Origin of the sequence: Kribbella sp. DT2 (genome assembly GCF_049844575.1) — a bacterium.
GTDB lineage: Bacteria > Actinomycetota > Actinomycetes > Propionibacteriales > Kribbellaceae > Kribbella.
In genome coordinates, this window is the sequence record NZ_JBNCLH010000002.1 from 693830 (window position 1) to 708995 (window position 15166).

General features: G+C 70.3%; 14 protein-coding genes. 6 read left to right on the top strand and 8 right to left on the bottom strand.

Translation table 11 applies throughout. From position 1 onward, the window contains the following. Positions 1-129 precede the first annotated feature (129 nt). Positions 130-1536: a PepSY-associated TM helix domain-containing protein gene (locus ACLQ2O_RS12000; protein WP_425830356.1), complete on the top strand. Its 1407-nt coding sequence runs from the start codon at positions 130-132 to the stop codon at positions 1534-1536. On the opposite strand, the gene ACLQ2O_RS12005 is transcribed toward ACLQ2O_RS12000, so the two are convergent. Then, the gene (locus tag ACLQ2O_RS12005) at positions 1533-2327 is read right to left on the bottom strand and encodes an endonuclease/exonuclease/phosphatase family protein (protein WP_425830358.1); all 795 of its coding nucleotides are present in this window, start codon (positions 2325-2327) and stop codon (positions 1533-1535) included. The genes ACLQ2O_RS12000 and ACLQ2O_RS12005 overlap by 4 nt on opposite strands. A gap of 29 nt (positions 2328-2356) precedes the next feature. After that, positions 2357-3415, bottom strand: coding sequence for an aldo/keto reductase (locus ACLQ2O_RS12010; RefSeq protein WP_425830360.1), 1059 nt, complete (start codon positions 3413-3415; stop codon positions 2357-2359). Positions 3416-3532: 117 nt separating this feature from the next. On the opposite strand from ACLQ2O_RS12010, the gene ACLQ2O_RS12015 reads away from it, so the two are divergent. Then, positions 3533-4366: a helix-turn-helix transcriptional regulator gene (locus ACLQ2O_RS12015; RefSeq protein WP_425830362.1), complete on the top strand. Its 834-nt coding sequence runs from the start codon at positions 3533-3535 to the stop codon at positions 4364-4366. A gap of 42 nt (positions 4367-4408) precedes the next feature. Further along, complete coding sequence (locus tag ACLQ2O_RS12020) at positions 4409-5047, top strand: DUF2461 family protein (RefSeq protein ID WP_425830364.1); 639 nt, start codon at positions 4409-4411, stop codon at positions 5045-5047. Positions 5048-5056: 9 nt separating this feature from the next. Here the strand turns inward: ACLQ2O_RS12020 and ACLQ2O_RS12025 are convergent, their stop codons facing one another. The 6 genes from ACLQ2O_RS12025 to ACLQ2O_RS12050 form a co-directional block, all read right to left on the bottom strand. Then, positions 5057-6694, bottom strand: a complete 1638-nt coding sequence (locus ACLQ2O_RS12025) for a carboxylesterase/lipase family protein (protein WP_425830366.1) — start codon at positions 6692-6694, stop codon at positions 5057-5059. After that, a complete protein-coding gene (locus ACLQ2O_RS12030) occupies positions 6691-7311 on the bottom strand; it encodes a TetR/AcrR family transcriptional regulator (protein ID WP_425830368.1) in 621 nt (206 codons plus the stop codon). Before ACLQ2O_RS12030 ends, ACLQ2O_RS12025 begins: the two co-directional genes overlap by 4 nt. Before the next feature lie 121 nt (positions 7312-7432). Then, positions 7433-8416 carry an ABC transporter substrate-binding protein gene (locus ACLQ2O_RS12035; protein WP_425830370.1) on the bottom strand — a complete coding sequence of 328 codons (984 nt, stop codon included), beginning with the start codon at positions 8414-8416 and terminating at the stop codon, positions 7433-7435. After that, on the bottom strand, positions 8413-9195 hold the full coding sequence (locus tag ACLQ2O_RS12040) for an ABC transporter ATP-binding protein (protein WP_425830372.1): 783 nt from the start codon (positions 9193-9195) through the stop codon (positions 8413-8415). Before ACLQ2O_RS12040 ends, ACLQ2O_RS12035 begins: the two co-directional genes overlap by 4 nt. Next, complete coding sequence (locus tag ACLQ2O_RS12045) at positions 9195-10232, bottom strand: FecCD family ABC transporter permease (protein ID WP_425830374.1); 1038 nt, start codon at positions 10230-10232, stop codon at positions 9195-9197. The genes ACLQ2O_RS12040 and ACLQ2O_RS12045 overlap by 1 nt, the downstream gene beginning before the upstream one ends. 132 nt (positions 10233-10364) lie before the next feature. After that, entirely contained in the window at positions 10365-11234 is an 870-nt protein-coding gene (locus ACLQ2O_RS12050) for a helix-turn-helix domain-containing protein (protein ID WP_425830376.1), read from the bottom strand. Between the two features lie 85 nt (positions 11235-11319). Between ACLQ2O_RS12050 and ACLQ2O_RS12055 the strand changes: the two genes are divergently transcribed. From ACLQ2O_RS12055 to ACLQ2O_RS12065, 3 genes are all read left to right on the top strand, one after another. Next, positions 11320-11484: a hypothetical protein gene (locus tag ACLQ2O_RS12055; protein ID WP_425830378.1), complete on the top strand. Its 165-nt coding sequence runs from the start codon at positions 11320-11322 to the stop codon at positions 11482-11484. A 213-nt stretch (positions 11485-11697) separates the two neighbouring features. Further along, positions 11698-13215 (top strand): alpha/beta hydrolase, encoded by a 1518-nt coding sequence (locus ACLQ2O_RS12060; RefSeq protein ID WP_425830379.1) that lies wholly within the window; start codon positions 11698-11700, stop codon positions 13213-13215. Between the two features lie 113 nt (positions 13216-13328). After that, complete coding sequence (locus ACLQ2O_RS12065; protein ID WP_425830381.1) at positions 13329-15164, top strand: carboxylesterase/lipase family protein; 1836 nt, start codon at positions 13329-13331, stop codon at positions 15162-15164. The last annotated feature ends 2 nt before the right edge of the window (positions 15165-15166 follow it).

Consider the following 15166-nt stretch of genomic DNA (forward strand, 5'->3'; position numbering starts at 1 on the left):
GGACCATCGTCGCATCCCGCCGCGGCGCCCGGCGTACCGGAGGTGTGACCCAGGTCATGACGGTCCGCTGGAACTGGACGGCCGCGCGAACCGACTCCTGCTCCGGACGATGAACAGAAGGAGTGAGGCGTGAGCGCAGTACAAAGCCTTCCGGCGGAGGTCGCGAGCCCGGTGGCCCGCGGTCGTGGTTCGGGGTTGTTCCGGGCGTTCTGGCGCTGGCACTTCTACGCGAGCTTCCTGGTGATCCCGGTTCTGCTGATCCTGGCCACGACCGGGTTGATCTACCTGTTCCGCTTCCAGCTCGAACCGGTCCTGCACGCCGACCTGATGAAGGTCGACCATCCCGCCGGCCTGGTCGCCCAGCCGTACTCGACGCAGCTCGACGAGGTGCGGCAGGCTCTTCCCGGCGCGACCGTGGTCTCGATGACCGAACCGTCCGGCCCGGACCGTTCGACGGTCTTCTCGGTCGACACCGCTGTCGGCCCGCGTGACGTCTTCGTCGATCCGTACGAGGGAACGGTCCTGGGGTCGCTGAACCCCGACCGGACGCTGTCGGGCGCCGCGATCCTGCTGCACGGAGAACTGATGGCCGGTCGCGTGGGTGACTTCGTCATCGAGGTCGCCGCCTGTTGGGCGATCGTGATGGCGCTGACCGGCTACTACCTGTTCGTGCGGGGCCGGGTCGCGCGGGCGCGGCGCAGGGCCGCCGGCGCGGCAGGCGCCGTACTGCGGTCCCGGCACGGCCGGACCGGCGCGATCCTCGGTGTGGGGCTGCTGTTCCTGATCGTGTCCGGTCTGCCGTGGACCGGGTTCTGGGGTGCCAAGACGCAGGAGTTCGCGACCAGTCACGGGACGTCGTTCTGGGGTGCCGATCCGGGCGCGCTGTCGAAGCCGACCTCGACGCTCGACGAGTCGCTCCCGCACAGCCACACCGTGCCGTGGGGGCTCGGCAACACCGAGGTGCCGCGGTCGAACCCCGAGGACGGGCGCCGCTCGGTCGCCACCGTCGACACCGCGATCGCGGTCGGTCAGCGCAACGGGCTGCGGCGCCCGATGACGATCGCCCTGCCGGCCGACGACGAAGGCGTCTACTCCGCGATCGGCTACGCGTTCAACGACCCCGGCAAGGAACGCACCCTGCACGTCGACCAGTACGGCGGCCGCGTGGTCTCGACGTACGGGTACAGCGACTACCCGGTGCTGGCGAAGGTCGTTGCCCAGGGCATCGCCCTGCACGAGGGGCGGCGCCTGGGCACGCTGAACTTCTGGCTGACCACGGTCTTCTGCCTCGGTGTGATGTTCATGTGCGTCAGCGGCCCGCTGATGTGGTGGCGCCGGCGCCCGAAGACCAAGGCACTCGGCGCGCCCCGCGGCCGCCTCCCGCTGCGCGCGACCCCGGCGCTGGCGGTCCTTGTCGTTGCCCTTGCCCTGTTCCTGCCGCTGTTCGGGATCACCCTGGTCGCCGTTCTGCTGCTCGACCAGTTCGTCCTCCGCCGGGTCGGCGCCCTGCGTGCCTGGTTCAACGTCGCGCGCTAGAACTCCAGCATCAAGGCTCGGTGGTCGGAGACCTCCGGGTCCGGCAGGATCTCGAAGTTCTTGACGGCAGAGGGGTCCGAGACCAGCAGGTAGCTCGCGTGCCGGCTGGGCTTGGTGTACGCCGACGTACGGGTGTCGGCCGAGCCCACCAGATCGGTCAGACCGACCTTCTCCAGTACGGCGAAAGTCTCGCTGCCGGGCAGGAGGTTGAGGTCGCCGCACACGACGACCAGGTCGCCGGGCGAGCTCGCCCGCTCGACCAGCTCGGCGAGCCGCTCGGCCTGAGCGCGCCGCGCCGGGCTGTCCTGCTTGCCGGCCGGGTCACGGAGGCCGTGCAGCTGGACCACCGTGACGAACCGGTCGCCCGCCCGATCGGCGACACGGGTCGCCAGCGCGGCCCGCGGCCGGTCGTCGATCGACCAGTCCTCGTGGTCGACGAACTCGCCGTGCACGAACGAGCTGTCGAGCCCGACCACCGGCCGGCCGGCGCCGGCGAAGGTCGCGATCCCGAAGTCCTGCCGGCGCCGTACGGCGTGGTCGTCGGTCACCGGTCCGGCGTCACTGACGAGCAGGAACCCCTGATCGGTGGGCCGCAGCGCCCGGACGTCCTCGAAGAGATTCGCGCGCTGCGGGAGCGACCGCTCGCCGTCCTCGAAACGGGTCCAGCCGGACGCGCCCGGCGTACGGGTCATCTCCTGCAGGCAGAGCACGTCGGCGTCGACCGCCTGGAGCCAGGGAGCGAGGTGGTCGAACATCGCGCCACCCCAGGCGTTGAGAGAAACGATCCGCATACCAGAACCCTAGCGACCACGGCGGGTTGTCACCTGCGAGTTTCGATCTTCAGACCACCTTTGGTCACGGCGCGGATGTGGTCGCCCGCGAGCAGGTCGTGCGGGTAGCCGAGCTCGATCGCGCTCGCCGTGTCCAGGCGGGCCAGTTGATCAGCGGTGAATTCGACGTCCAGAGCCCCCAGGTTTCCCTCCAGCTGCTCGATCGTGCGCGCGCCGATGATCGGTGCGGTCACGGCCGGGTTCTGCAGGGTCCAGGCCAGCCCGACCTGTGCCGGGGTGTGGCCCAGCTCCGTCGCGATCTCCCGCACGACGTCGGCGATGCCGAGGTTCCGCTCGGTGATCATGCCCAAGCCGGCGTTGAAGCTCTTCCGAGCGCTCTCCGAGGTGTCCGTCGAGGTCAGGTCGGAGCGGCTGTACTTGCCGGTCAGCAGGCCGCCGGCCAGCGGCGAGTACGGCGTCACGCCCAGCCCCATCGCCCGAGCCATCGGGATCAGATCACGTTCGGCGGCCCGGTTGATCAGGTTGTACTCGACCTGCAGCCCGACGAGCGGCGACCAGCCGCGCAGGTCGGCGACCGCCTGCAGGTGGGAGATCTCCCAGGCCGGGGCGTTCGACATGGCGACGTACAGGACCTTGCCCTGCCGGACGAGATCGTCCAGCCCGCGAAGGATCTCGTCGACCGGCGTCGTGAAGTCCCACACGTGCAGGTAGAGCAGATCGAGGTAGCCGGTGTTCAGTTGCCGCAGGCTCGCTTCCACCGACGCGAACATGCTCTTGCGGTGAGAACCTCCGGAGTTCGGGTCGCCGGGCCGGCGGAGCGTCGAGTACTTCGTCGCCAGTACGAGGCTCTCGCGGTGTTCGCGAGTGAACTCGCCCAGCAGGCGCTCGGAGCTGCCGTCGGTGTAGGTGCTGGCGGTGTCGATGAAGTTCCCGCCGTGCTCGACGTAGGTGTCGAACAGCTTGCGTGCCTCGTCCTTCTCGGCGCCCCAGCCCCACTCGGTACCGAACGTGGCCGTGCCCAGTGCCAGTGGCGAGACCCACAGCCCGGACCGGCCGAGCAGCCGGTAGGTGTCGAGGGTGAGCGGCATGGTGGTCTCCTTCGCTTGTGATCGGTGTCGTCCACCAGCCTGCAGGCGTCGCGGGCCGGGGATAAGGGAAAGAAGTGCCTGGGAACACGAGTCCTACCCAGGCTGTTGGAACCGGGTATGACGACTCCCACCGTGGACACGATCCAGGCGTTGGCCGCGTTCCTGCGGACCCGGCGCGAGCGCCTGGACCCGGCTGACTTCGGTTTGCCGTCGCGTCGGCAGCGGCGGCGTACCCCGGGACTGCGCCGCGAAGAGGTCGCCGAACTGGCCGGGGTCAGCATCGACTACATCGTGCGACTGGAGCAGGCTCGAGGGCTGAAGCCCTCGGCGGAGGTGCTGGAGGCGTTGGCGGGCGCGTTGCGCCTGGCGCCGGACGAACGCGCCTACCTGTTCGACCTCACTCAGCAGCGTTCCCGCAGCGCGGACAAGCCGGCGGCGACCGCGGCACCGGCGCTCGCTCAGATGGTCGCGGACCTGGCGCCGTTGCCGGCCATGGTGCTGAACCACCGCTTCGACATCCTCAGCTGGAACGGCGAGATGGCGCGGCTGCTGCTTGATTTCGACACCCTGCCGCCGTCGCAGCGCAACGCGATCTGGCTGTGCCTGCTGTCGCCGGGCATGCGTGACTTCTACGACGACCGCGACAGCGTCGTACGGGACGGCATCGCCTACCTGCGCACCGCCTGGGCCGCGCATCCGGACGACGAGGTGCTGGCTGACATCATCGGCGAAGTGGCGAGCGGCCACGGGGAGCTCGCGCGGTTGTGGGCCGAGCAGGACGTCAAGGTCAACGGCCGCGGACGCAAGGCGCTGCGGCACCCCGCCATCGGTCCGGTCGCGGTGACCTTCGAAACCCTCGCTCCGCTGCAGGATCCGACCCAGCTGCTGGTGATCTACCGCGCGGCCGACGAGCAGAGCCAGTTGGCGCTGGACCAGCTGTCGGCTGGGTGACTCAGGCCCGTACGGCGTAGGTGCTGGCTAAGCTGTTCGGTCGTGACAGATGTCTTCGAGGGGTGGCCGAGGTCGGCGTTCGACGTCCTGCTGCAACTGGAGGGGGAGCCTTCGGCCGAGGTCAGGCGGCAGTGCCGGCGGGATCGGGAGGAGCTGGTCCGGGTCCCGATGGTCAAGTTGCTCGACGCGATGGCCTCCGCGGACCCGGCGTACGAGGACTTCGCGGTCTGGCGCTACGGCGGGGTGCTGATGGAGGCGTGGCAGCGGCAGCACGCGATCGTCCGGATGGCTCGGAACGTCGAGCTGGGAGTCCGGTTCGACCTCGACGGGCTGGAGATCGCGCTCTCGTGGTGGTACGCGCCGCCGGAGCAGATCGAGCGGTACCGGGCCGCGGTGGCGGGCCCGGGTTCCGGGCCGCGGTTGGTCGCGATCCTCCGGAAGCTCGAGCGCGAGGGGTACGAGATCTCGGGGGACGTGCTGAAGCGGCCGCTGCGGGGGCATCCGGTCGATCATCCGCGGGCGACGCTGCTGCGGCACAGGTCCGTGATCGCCTCCCAGGGGCTTGGCTGCGAGGACTGGATCCACACGCGGGAGGCGGCCGATCGGGTGCTGGCCGCGTTCACCGAGCTCCGCCCGCTGACTCGGTGGCTGGTGAAGAACGTGGCACTCACCCGACCGTGAGGCCGGCGGTCAGAAGTCGATTGTTGCCCAGAGCCCGCAGTGGTGCTCCGCGGCGAGATCGACCGGCTTGGTCGTCGGGGCGAGTTGCAGCGTCGGGCCGTCCGCACCGGTCAGCTGCGGCCACCCCGGTGCGTCGGTAGCGCTGGGCGTGCCCGAGCGGGCGAAGCTCGTCCAGTAGTCGATCATCTGGTTCGCGAGGGCCTGCTGCGCGGCGGTCTTCAGCAGGTTCTTCCCGGTCAGGTCGAACAGGTACGGGACGTCGGTGGCGTGGGCCGCACCCTGCTTGACCTCCTTCGTCGGTACGCCGTTGACGTTGGGCGAGTCGGGGTCGGCGAACTCGTAGCCGAAGACGGCGACGCCGTGGCCGGCCAGGGCCGCGTTGCCGCGTAGCGTCGGGCAGGCCCAGGACGCGTCGGTGACGAGCTGGGCGAAGGCGCTGGCCGCATTGGGGTAGCCGTCGAGCGGGTACTGGGCGGCGACCTTCGAGGCGTTCGCGCCGAAGGCTTCCTTCAGCAGGGTGGGATAGGTGGCCGCGGTGTAGAACGGCTTGACCGACTGGACGCCGGCGACGATCGCGGCCTGCTCGTTCTGGTTGCCGCCGGACAGCACGCGGACTCCGTCGGCCACGTCGCCGTCGTCGAGGGCGCGGCTGAGGTCCTTCGGGAGCAGCGGAGTGCCGTAGGTCAGGACGTTGGAGAAGTTGCCGAAGATCTTCAGCAGCTCGGCGACCGGCTTGCCACGAAGGCAGTTGAGGGCCGCGGCGCCGGTGCAGCTGAGCGTCTTGGCTTGCGCCTGACCGAACTGCTCACCGGCGGCCAAGGACGTGTACGGCGTCTGGGCCGGAAGGCCCGGTGCGAGGCCGCCGTTCGGCCAGTCCAGCTTGCACGAGCCCGAGGACATCGCCACCTTGCTGACCAGGTCCCGCGCCGCGGGTGAGGTCAGCAGCGCACACGCCGACATGCCGCCGGCCGACTCGCCGAAGACGGTGATGTTCCCCGGGTCGCCACCGAACGCGTCGGCGTTCTGCCGCGCCCACGTGGTCGCGAGGATCTGGTCGGCCAGCCCGAAGTTGCCGCTGCCGGGGAGACCGGGCAGCGAGAGGTAACCGAAGACGCCGAGGCGGTAGTTGACCGTGACAACCATGACGTGGCCGCGGTTCGCGAGCCGCTGGGCGTCGTACGCCGCACCGGAGCCGCTGGTGTAACCGCCGCCGTGCCACCAGACCATCACCGGGAGCTTCTCGTCCTCGCGTAGCTGCTTGGGCGTGGTGACGTTGAGGAACAGGCAGTCCTCGTTCGTCGACGCGGTCGCCTCGGCACCGGGCGCGGTGCCTGCTTGGGCGCAGCTCGGCCCTGGCTTGGTCGCCGGGACGACACCGCTCGCCTGCGGCGCGAGCACCGGGTTCGTCCAGCGGTGCTCACCGGCCACCGACTGCCCGTACCGGACCCCGAGGAACTGTCGCGCGCTCCCGGCCGCCGTCCCCTGGAGCTGGCCGCTGGAGGTCTGGACCGTCAACGGGGCGTCGCGCGAAACCTCAGGATCAGCGGCCTTGCTGTCAGCGGCCTTGCTCGTGCAGGCCGACAGCAGACCGGCGATCGCGAGGCAGGCGGCGATGCGGCGGGTGTTGGTCCGGTGGCGCAGGTTCATGGCGTGCGCTCCTTCGTCGAAGGGTTGGTGCCGGCCGTGGTCATGGCATCGACAGCGCTGACAAGTTCTTCCCGCAGTACGGCGACGTCGACGGTGTTCTCCCGCAGCCGGGCGACCGCGGAGTCGAGCACGCCGCGCACGATGCCGGCCATCACGTCGGCGTCGAAGGCCCGCAACTGCCCGGCCGCCTGGCCGGCCCGCAGCAACGTGACGACGTCGTCGACCTCGCGCTGGTGCTGCTCGGTGCTGTCCCGCGCGCGGCGGGCGAAGATCTCGCTCAGGGCGGTGAGGTGCCGGGGAAACGTGGTGTAGAAGTCGATGCTGCCGGCAACGAATCGCAGCAGCGCCTCGCGCGGCGTCGGGGCGTCGGCGACCGGCCGGCTCAGCTGCTCCGCGCCGATCCGGTAGACCTCGCGCACCACCGCGTCGTACAGGTCGGCGAGGTCGTGGAAGTGGTAGGCGACGACCCCGCGGCTGACCCCGGCGTGCTGGGCGATCCTGACGACCGACGCCCGCTCGGCGCCCAGCTCGGCGATCACCGCGATCGCGCTCTGCACGAGCTGGTCGCGGCGCGCGGCGTGGATGAACGAGCCAGGTGTCTGCTCTGGAGAGGTCACCGCACTGAAACTAGCAGGCCTGCCTAAAAATTGACAGGGCTGCACAATCTCGGCTGAAACCGTTGGTCCCCGCCGATCCGGCTTCAGCGGCCTTCGTCGGCGTGGCCGCCGCCGGTCACCCTCAGCGGCCGATCGACCGCAGGTAGGTCGCCAGCTTCTCGGCGGCGTCGATGTTGCGGGGGCTGCTGACGAGCTCGGCGATGGTGAGGACGACGAAGCGGTTGTTGCGGATCGCCGGGGTGGTGCGCAAGGCCGGCTGCTTCTCGAGGAAGGCGATCTTGTCCGCGGCGGGCTGGTCGGCGTAGTCGACGACGACGATGACCTCCGGCTGCCGCCCGGTGACGGACTCCCAGCCGACCGAGGCCCAGTCCTCGTCGAGGTCGGCCATGATGTTGGCGCCGCCCGCCGCGGTGATGATGTCGTTCGGGGCGGCGTGACGGCCCGCGGTGTAGGGCTGCTCGGTGCTGGAGTCGTAAACGAAGACGCGCGCCGGCGGACCGCTGGGACGCGTGGCCTCGAGGGCCTTGAAGCGGGTGCGCAGATCGGCGACGACCTGGTCCGAGCGGTCCTCGACGCCGAAGATGCGGCCGAGGTTGTCGAGGTCGGTGTAGAGCGCTTCGAGAGGCGGGACGTCGACCGGCTGGTCGCCGTAGCTGAAGCAGGTCTCGGTGTGGATGTAGCTCTTGATGCCGACCTGGTCGAGCAGCGCCGGGGTGATGCCGCGGTCGTCGGCGAACCCGGCGCCCCAGCCGGCCAGCACCCAGTCGGCCTTCGCGCTGACGACGATCTCCTTGGTGATCCGGGCGTCGCCGAGCCGTTCGACCTTCGCGTAGTCGGCCTTCCAGGGAGAGCCGGTGATGCCCGGGTCGAACACCTTGTTGACGACGTAGCCCCGCATCCGGTCGGCCAGACCGAGGGCGAACATCTTCTCGGTGCCGCTGACGTCGTACGCGACCGGACGCTGAGGCCGGGCGTAGGTCTGCTCCTGCCCGCAGTTGGTGACCGTGACGGTCGATCCGGACTCCGGGTCCTCCTCGACGGTCGCTCCGCAGGCGACGGTGAGCGTGATGATCGGCAGCAGACCGGCGGCGAGTCGAGGGTTCATGAAGGGGCCTCCGTAGCGGTGAGGTCGTGAAGGAGTTGCGGTACGCCGGTCAGCGGATGCCGTACGACGGCCATCGCGACACCGAAGACGTCCCGCAGGTTCGCGGGGGTGAGCACCTCGGCCGGGGTGCCGACGGCAACTAATCGGCCCTCGTCGAGCACACCGATCCGGTCGCACACCGCTGCGGCGAGGTTGAGGTCGTGCAGGGCGATCAGCACGGTCAGGTCCGTGTCCCGCAGGAAGCGCATCAGTTCCGCCTGGTGCCGCAGGTCCAGGTGGTTCGTGGGCTCGTCGAGCACGAGCACGGAGGGCTGCTGCGCAAGAGCACGAGCCAGTACGACGCGCTGCCGCTCACCACCGGACAACGTGAGGACAGACCGGCCGGCCAGGTGCTCGGTGCCCGTTCGTTCCATCGCGGCCCGGCAGATCGCATGGTCGCGCGAGCCGAGCGCGCGGTTGCCGGGAAGGTGCGGGCTGCGCCCGAGCTGGACGATCTCGGCGACGGTGAAGTCGAGATCGGTCTGCTGGTCCTGGGTCATCGCCGCGACCTGCTGCGCGGTGTCGCGCAAAGTGAGGCCGGCGACGTCCCTGCCGTCGAGCAGGACCGCGCCCGTGCTCGGCCGCAGGGCGCGGTAGACGCAGCGCAACGCGGTCGATTTGCCGCTGCCGTTCGGCCCGACGATGCCGACGATCTCGCCGGGCGAGGCCGTCAGGTCGAGACGGTCCACCAGCGCGCGCTGGGCGATCTCGACGGTGACGCCGGCCAGGTCGATCCGCATCAGCGCCCGCCGAACAGGTAGCCGCGGCGGCGCAGCAGGACGACGAAGACCGGTACACCGATGAGCGCGGTCACCACCCCGATCGGGAGCTCCTGCGGCGCGACGACGGTTCGGCAGACGACGTCGACCCACACCATGAACACGGCGCCCGCGAGGGGAGCGATCACCAGCACGCGCCGGTGCCCGGCGCCGACGAGCATCCGGGCCAGGTGGGGGAGGACCAGCCCGACGAACCCGACCGCGCCGCTCACCGCGACCAGTACGCCGGTGACGACCGCGGTGAGCGCGAACAGCTTGCGGCGCAGCGTCTCGGCCGGCGTACCGAGACTGGCAGCTGTTTCGTCGCCCAGGGCAAGGACGTCGAGTCCCCGGCTCCAGCGCCACAGCACGACGAGGCCGGCGGCAACCACAATGGTTGCCAACGGCAGCGATCCCCAGGTCGCCGAGCCGAGGCTGCCGAGCAACCAGAACAGCACCGTCCGTGCCGCCTCGCCCTGGGGCGACAGGAACACGATCAGACTCATCGCCGCCTGGAACCCGTAGGCCATCGCGACACCGGTCAGCACCAGCCGGAGCGGGTTGAGTCCCGCGCTCGACCGCGCCGCGGCGTACACGAGAACGGAGGCCAGGAGCGCGCCGAGGAAGGCGGCGAAGGACAGGGCGTAGATGCCGAGCGCGGCGAACAGACCGAAGACGACGACGGCGCTCGCGCCGACCGATGCTCCCGACGAGACGCCCAGGACGAAGGGGTCGGCCAGGGCGTTGCGGACCATCACCTGCACCGCCACGCCGACACTCGAAAGCCCCGCGCCGACCACGGCCGCGAGCAGCACTCGCGGTGTCCGGACGTCCCAGATCACCGAGTACGCCGCGACATCGTCGCCGCTGATCACGCCGCCGGTGAGGCCGGCCCACAGGTAGCGCAGCGCGTCGTCGTACGGGACCTGGATCGCGCCGAGCCCGACCGCGAGCAGCAGGGAGACGACGAGGGTGACGGACAGTCCGGCGACGATCAGCGCCTGCCGATCACCGGCCACGGCCGAAGACCGCACCGACTCCGCAGCGCGCACATCACTCCCGATCGATCGGTGGCCGGTCCTCCAACCGGCTACTACGAACGACAGCCGAACGCAGTTCCCGCTCCCGCGAAATCGCCGGCAGAGGCGCGATCAGGACAGGTCTTTGAGCGCGTCGAGGATGAGGCGCTCGGACTCCTTGGGCGGCGGTGCCGCGACGGTGAGGGTGTCCATCGCGACGCTGTACTTCTCCACGTCGTGCGGCTTGTCCAGGTACAGCGCGCTGGTCAGGTGCTCGACGTACGCGATGTCGGGGAGCTCGGCGTCGGAGAAGCGCAGGACGCTGAAGGCGCCGGCGGTCGCGCGGTGGCGGCCTGAGTCGAAGGGCAGCACCTGGATGGTCGTGTACAGCTCGCGCGTCGAGTCGAGCAGTGATTCGAGCTGTCCGCGCAGTACGGCGCGGCTGCCGATCGGCCGCCGGAGGATCGCCTCGTCGAGGACCGCCCACAGCCGGGGCCGCGTCGAGCGCGCGAGGATCTTCTGGCGGTCCAGCCGGAGTGCGACCTTCTGCTCGATCTCCTGCTGCGGCAGCGGGACGTCCTCCATCTGGACGACCTCGCGCGCGTAGTCCGCGGTCTGCAGCAGGCCCGGGACGAACTGGAGCTCGAAGGTTCGGATCAGGCTGGCCGCGGCTTCGAGGCCGAGGTAGGAGTAGAACCACGTCGGTGTCACCTGGTCGTACCGCTGCCACCAGCCGGGGTCGTTGGCGGCCACGGCAAGTGAGATCAGCTCGGCGCGCTCGGCCTCGTCGTCGACCTCGTACAGCGTCAGCAGGTCGCGGATGTCGCGTTCCTTGAAGCTGACCCGGCCGAGCTCCATCCGGCTGATCTTGGACTCCGACGCGCGGATCGCCCAGCCGGCGTCCGCCCGACTGACGCCCAGCCTCTCGCGAAGCCGCCGGAGGTTGGCGCCGAGGATCATCCGCAGGGCGGTCGGCCCGCTCTGCTCGATCGGCTCTTTCACGCTCGCCTCCTGACCCGACGCCCGCTCATCCGACCAACCTATCCGACCCGGTGCCTGCTCGGCGCGTCATGAGGATCGGCGCCGGGTGCGAGCCGTACGGCGAGGAGCCGGAGAGCCGGCCGCGGCCGGCCCGGACGGAGCGACAGGCGGCGAGGTGCCGACCGCGCCGCCGACCACACCTCCGCCGGTGCCGACCGCATCGCCGCCGGCGACGACCGCGCCGCCGCTGGCGTCGTGGACCGCCCGGTAGATGCGGGCGAAGGACTCGTCGTCGGCTGCCTCCTGAGGGTTTGGTCGCCGCTGAGCCCGCTCGGCGTGACGTGGTCCTCGAGCGACACGTCCAGCGGCCAGCGCCGCCAGGCCGCCAGGAACCAGGACCAGCTGTGCGCGACGATCGGCTCGGCGCAGCTCTCACTGCTGTTAGCGTGGCACTTAGTGCCACGTTGCCGACCTGGGGAGTGCTGTGGACAGCGGAACGTCCTTCCAGAAGCTGATGCGACGCAAGACGTTGCCTGCAGCAATCATCTCGCTGGCACTGGTGGCCACCGTCGGCGGAGTCTCGACGGCCGCCGGCCCGGAGGCGGTGCCGCAGCCGCCGGTGAAGTGGGGGCCGTGCCCGGCCGACGCGACCGGGCCCGGGCTGCAGTGCTCGACACTCGACGTTCCGCTGGACTACGCGCGCCCGGACGGACCGAAGATCACCGTCGCGTTCTCGCGGCTGGCGAGCGTCAAGCCGGAGAAGCGTCGCGGTGTCCTCCTGCTCAATCAGGGTGGACCCGGCCTGGCCGGCCTGAACTTCGCCGACGTACTGGTGAAGGGCGGCCTGCCCCAGGAGGTGCTGGACAGCTACGACCTGATCGGCTTCGATCCGCGCGGGATCGGTCACAGCACACCGTTGACCTGCGACCTGACGCCGGAGCAGCAAGCCGAGGCGTCGAATCCGCACGCGCCGTCCAAGCTGGCGGACGTGAAGACCGCCGCGGTGTTCGCGAAGACCGTCGCCGGCAAGTGCGCCGCGTCGGCGACCGGATCGCTGCTGCCGTACATCACCACCAAGAACACCGCGCGCGACATGGACCGGATCCGCGAAGCACTCGGTGCGCCGAAGCTCTCGTACTACGGCGCGTCGTACGGCACCTACCTCGGCGCGGTGTACGCGACGATGTTCCCGGGCCGCAGCGATCGCATGGTGCTCGACAGCAACCTCGGCCCGAACGGCTACGACAGCGACGCGCTGCGCAAGCAGGCGCTCGGTGTCCAGCTCCGGTTCCCCGACTTCGCGAAGCTGGTGTCGGCCGACCCGGGCAAGTACGGCCTGGGCAGTACGCCGGCGGCGGTGACGGCGAAGTACTACGAGCTCGCCAAGCGCCTGGACAAGAAGCCCGTGGACGGGTACGACGGCACACTGTTCCGCGTCATCACCGCGACCTACCTTCGCTCGGACGCGCTGATGCTCCAGCTCGGCCCGCTGTGGCGTCAGCTGGAGACCGGGCTCGACACCGGCAAGGCCGCCCCGGCCGCCGCTGCCGGCCGTGCCGCGGCACCGACCGGCGACAACTTCCAGGCCGGCTACTTCGCGGTGGTGTGTGGCGACACGCGCTGGCCGACCACGGTGCACACCTACCAGGCCAACGTGGCGGTCGACCGCATCCGCTACCCGCTGTACGGCGCCTTCGCGGCCAACATCCGTCCGTGCGCGTTCTGGCCGGACCCGATCGAGCCGCAGGTCAAGATCACCGACCGCGGCCCGGCGAACGTCCTGATGGTCCAGAACCTCCGCGACCCGGCGACACCGATGCCGCCGGCGTTGCAGCTGCGCAAGGCCTTCGGTGACCGGGCGCGGCTCGTCACGATCGACCAGGGCGGTCACGGTGCCTATGTGTTCACCCCGAGCAAGTGCGGCAACGCCGCGGTGACCGACTTCCTGGTCAGCGGTCGCCGACCGGTGCACGACAAGTTCTGCGCCGCACCGCCGGCCTGACGACGGGAGCCATCGTTGCGCCAGGCAACGAGTGACGTGGTGTCACTCGTTGTCCGGCCGCCGAGTCACTGGAACGGCGGTGATCGCCGATTTCCGAGCTGTACGGTGCTTGAATGGACGGCCGGACAGTCATCACGAAGGCGCTCCGGCGCGGGGGACCGTTCGTCGCGCTCGCGGCGATCGCGGTGGTGCTCGCTTGGCTGAACCGGAGCCCGTGGTGGGCCTGGCTCCTCCTTGCCACGCTTCTTGCGGCTCTGGTCACGACCGCCCGCTGGTGGTTACGCGGACGCGCTGTGCTCAAGGTGGGGGCATGGCTGCTGGCGGCGGCGCTCGTGTCGGCCGCGGCCGTCCTTGCCTACCCGCCGCCGCAGAACCGGCTCGCCGGCGGCACCGAGCCGCGGCCGTCCGCGCTCGTCGCGACCCGGGAAGGCCCTGTGCGTGGGGTGTCCAACGACGCTCGTACGGTCGAGATCTTCGCCGGGATTCCTTACGCCCAGCCGCCGGTCGGGGATCTGCGCTGGCGCGCGCCCCGGCCGCCCGCGCCGCGATCGGACGTGCTCACCGCCGACCGGTTCTCCGACGTACCGGTTCAGGGCACGTCGACCTTCGTCACCCGCGCGCTCTCGAGAGTCGTCGAGGTGCCGCTGGAGAAGACGCTGCTCAACCCGTTCCCGGTGAGCGAGGACAGCCTCACCCTCAACCTCTGGCGCAGCGCGAATCTCAGGTCGCCGAAGCTTCCCGTGCTCGTCTACATCCCCGGCGGCGGCTTCGCGACCGGGTCCGGAGCGCTGCCCCTGTACGACGGTGAGGCGCTCGCCGCGAGCGGCGAGGTGCTCACCGTCACGCTCAACTACCGGCTCGGCGTCCTCGGCTTCCTCGCTCATCCCGAGCTCGCGGCGGAGTCCGAGGAAGGTGCCTCAGGCAACTACGGGATCCTGGACCAGCTCGCCGCCCTGCGGTGGATCCAGCAGAACGTCGCGGCGTTCGGCGGCGACCCGGACCGGGTGACGATCGCGGGGGAGTCGGCCGGCGGCGAGAGCGTCTGCATCCTCGGCGCGACCCGGCTCGCCAAAGGGTTGGTCGACGGGATCATCGGCGCGAGCGGGGCCTGCATGGGCACGGTCGGCGACACCGCGCGCGACGACCAGACCGACACGAAGGCGGTGGCCGCGGCCGCGGGCCGGCGGCTGACCGACAAGCTCGGTGGCGCCAGCGTGGAGGAGTTGCGCGCGATGCCGGTCGAGCGGGTCCTCGATGCGGCGAAGTCGATCAAAGGACACTGGCGTCCGTCGCTCGACGGGTACGTGCTCGATCGACCGCCCGCGGAGATCTACGCCGCCGGCCACCAACTCGACGTACCGACGCTGGTCGGCAGCAACGCGGACGAGGCTTCGCTGGCCCTGGCCAGTCCGCCGGACTCCGACGTGGACAAGTACCAGGCGTCGGTGCGCGAGACTCACGGCGCCAACGCCGAGCGCTTCCTGCAGCTGTACCCGGGTGAGACCGAGAAGCAGGTGCTCGAGTCGCTGCTGCAGGCCGAGACCGACAAGATCATGACCCGCGCGATGTACCGCTGGGCGGGGCTGCAGACGCGGACGGGTGAGGCGTCGGCGTACCTCTACCACTTCACACGCACCCCGCCGGAGCCAGGTCTGGAGAAGTTCGGTGCCTACCACGGCGCTGAGGTGATGTACGCCTACGGCAACCTGGGCAAGGACAACTCCGCCGAGTACGGCGATGCCGACTACCGGCTGCGCGACCAGATGAGTGCCTACTGGATCAACTTCGTCCGCTCCGGTGATCCGAATTCGCCCGGCCTGCCCGCCTGGCCGACCTTCGCGCAGACGCCCGAGCAGGTGATGGAGTTCGGCGACGACAGCGCGATGGCGCCGCGGCCCCGGCGTACGGCGATCGACTTCTGGATGGGCTACGGCGGGCCGATCGCCTAGCG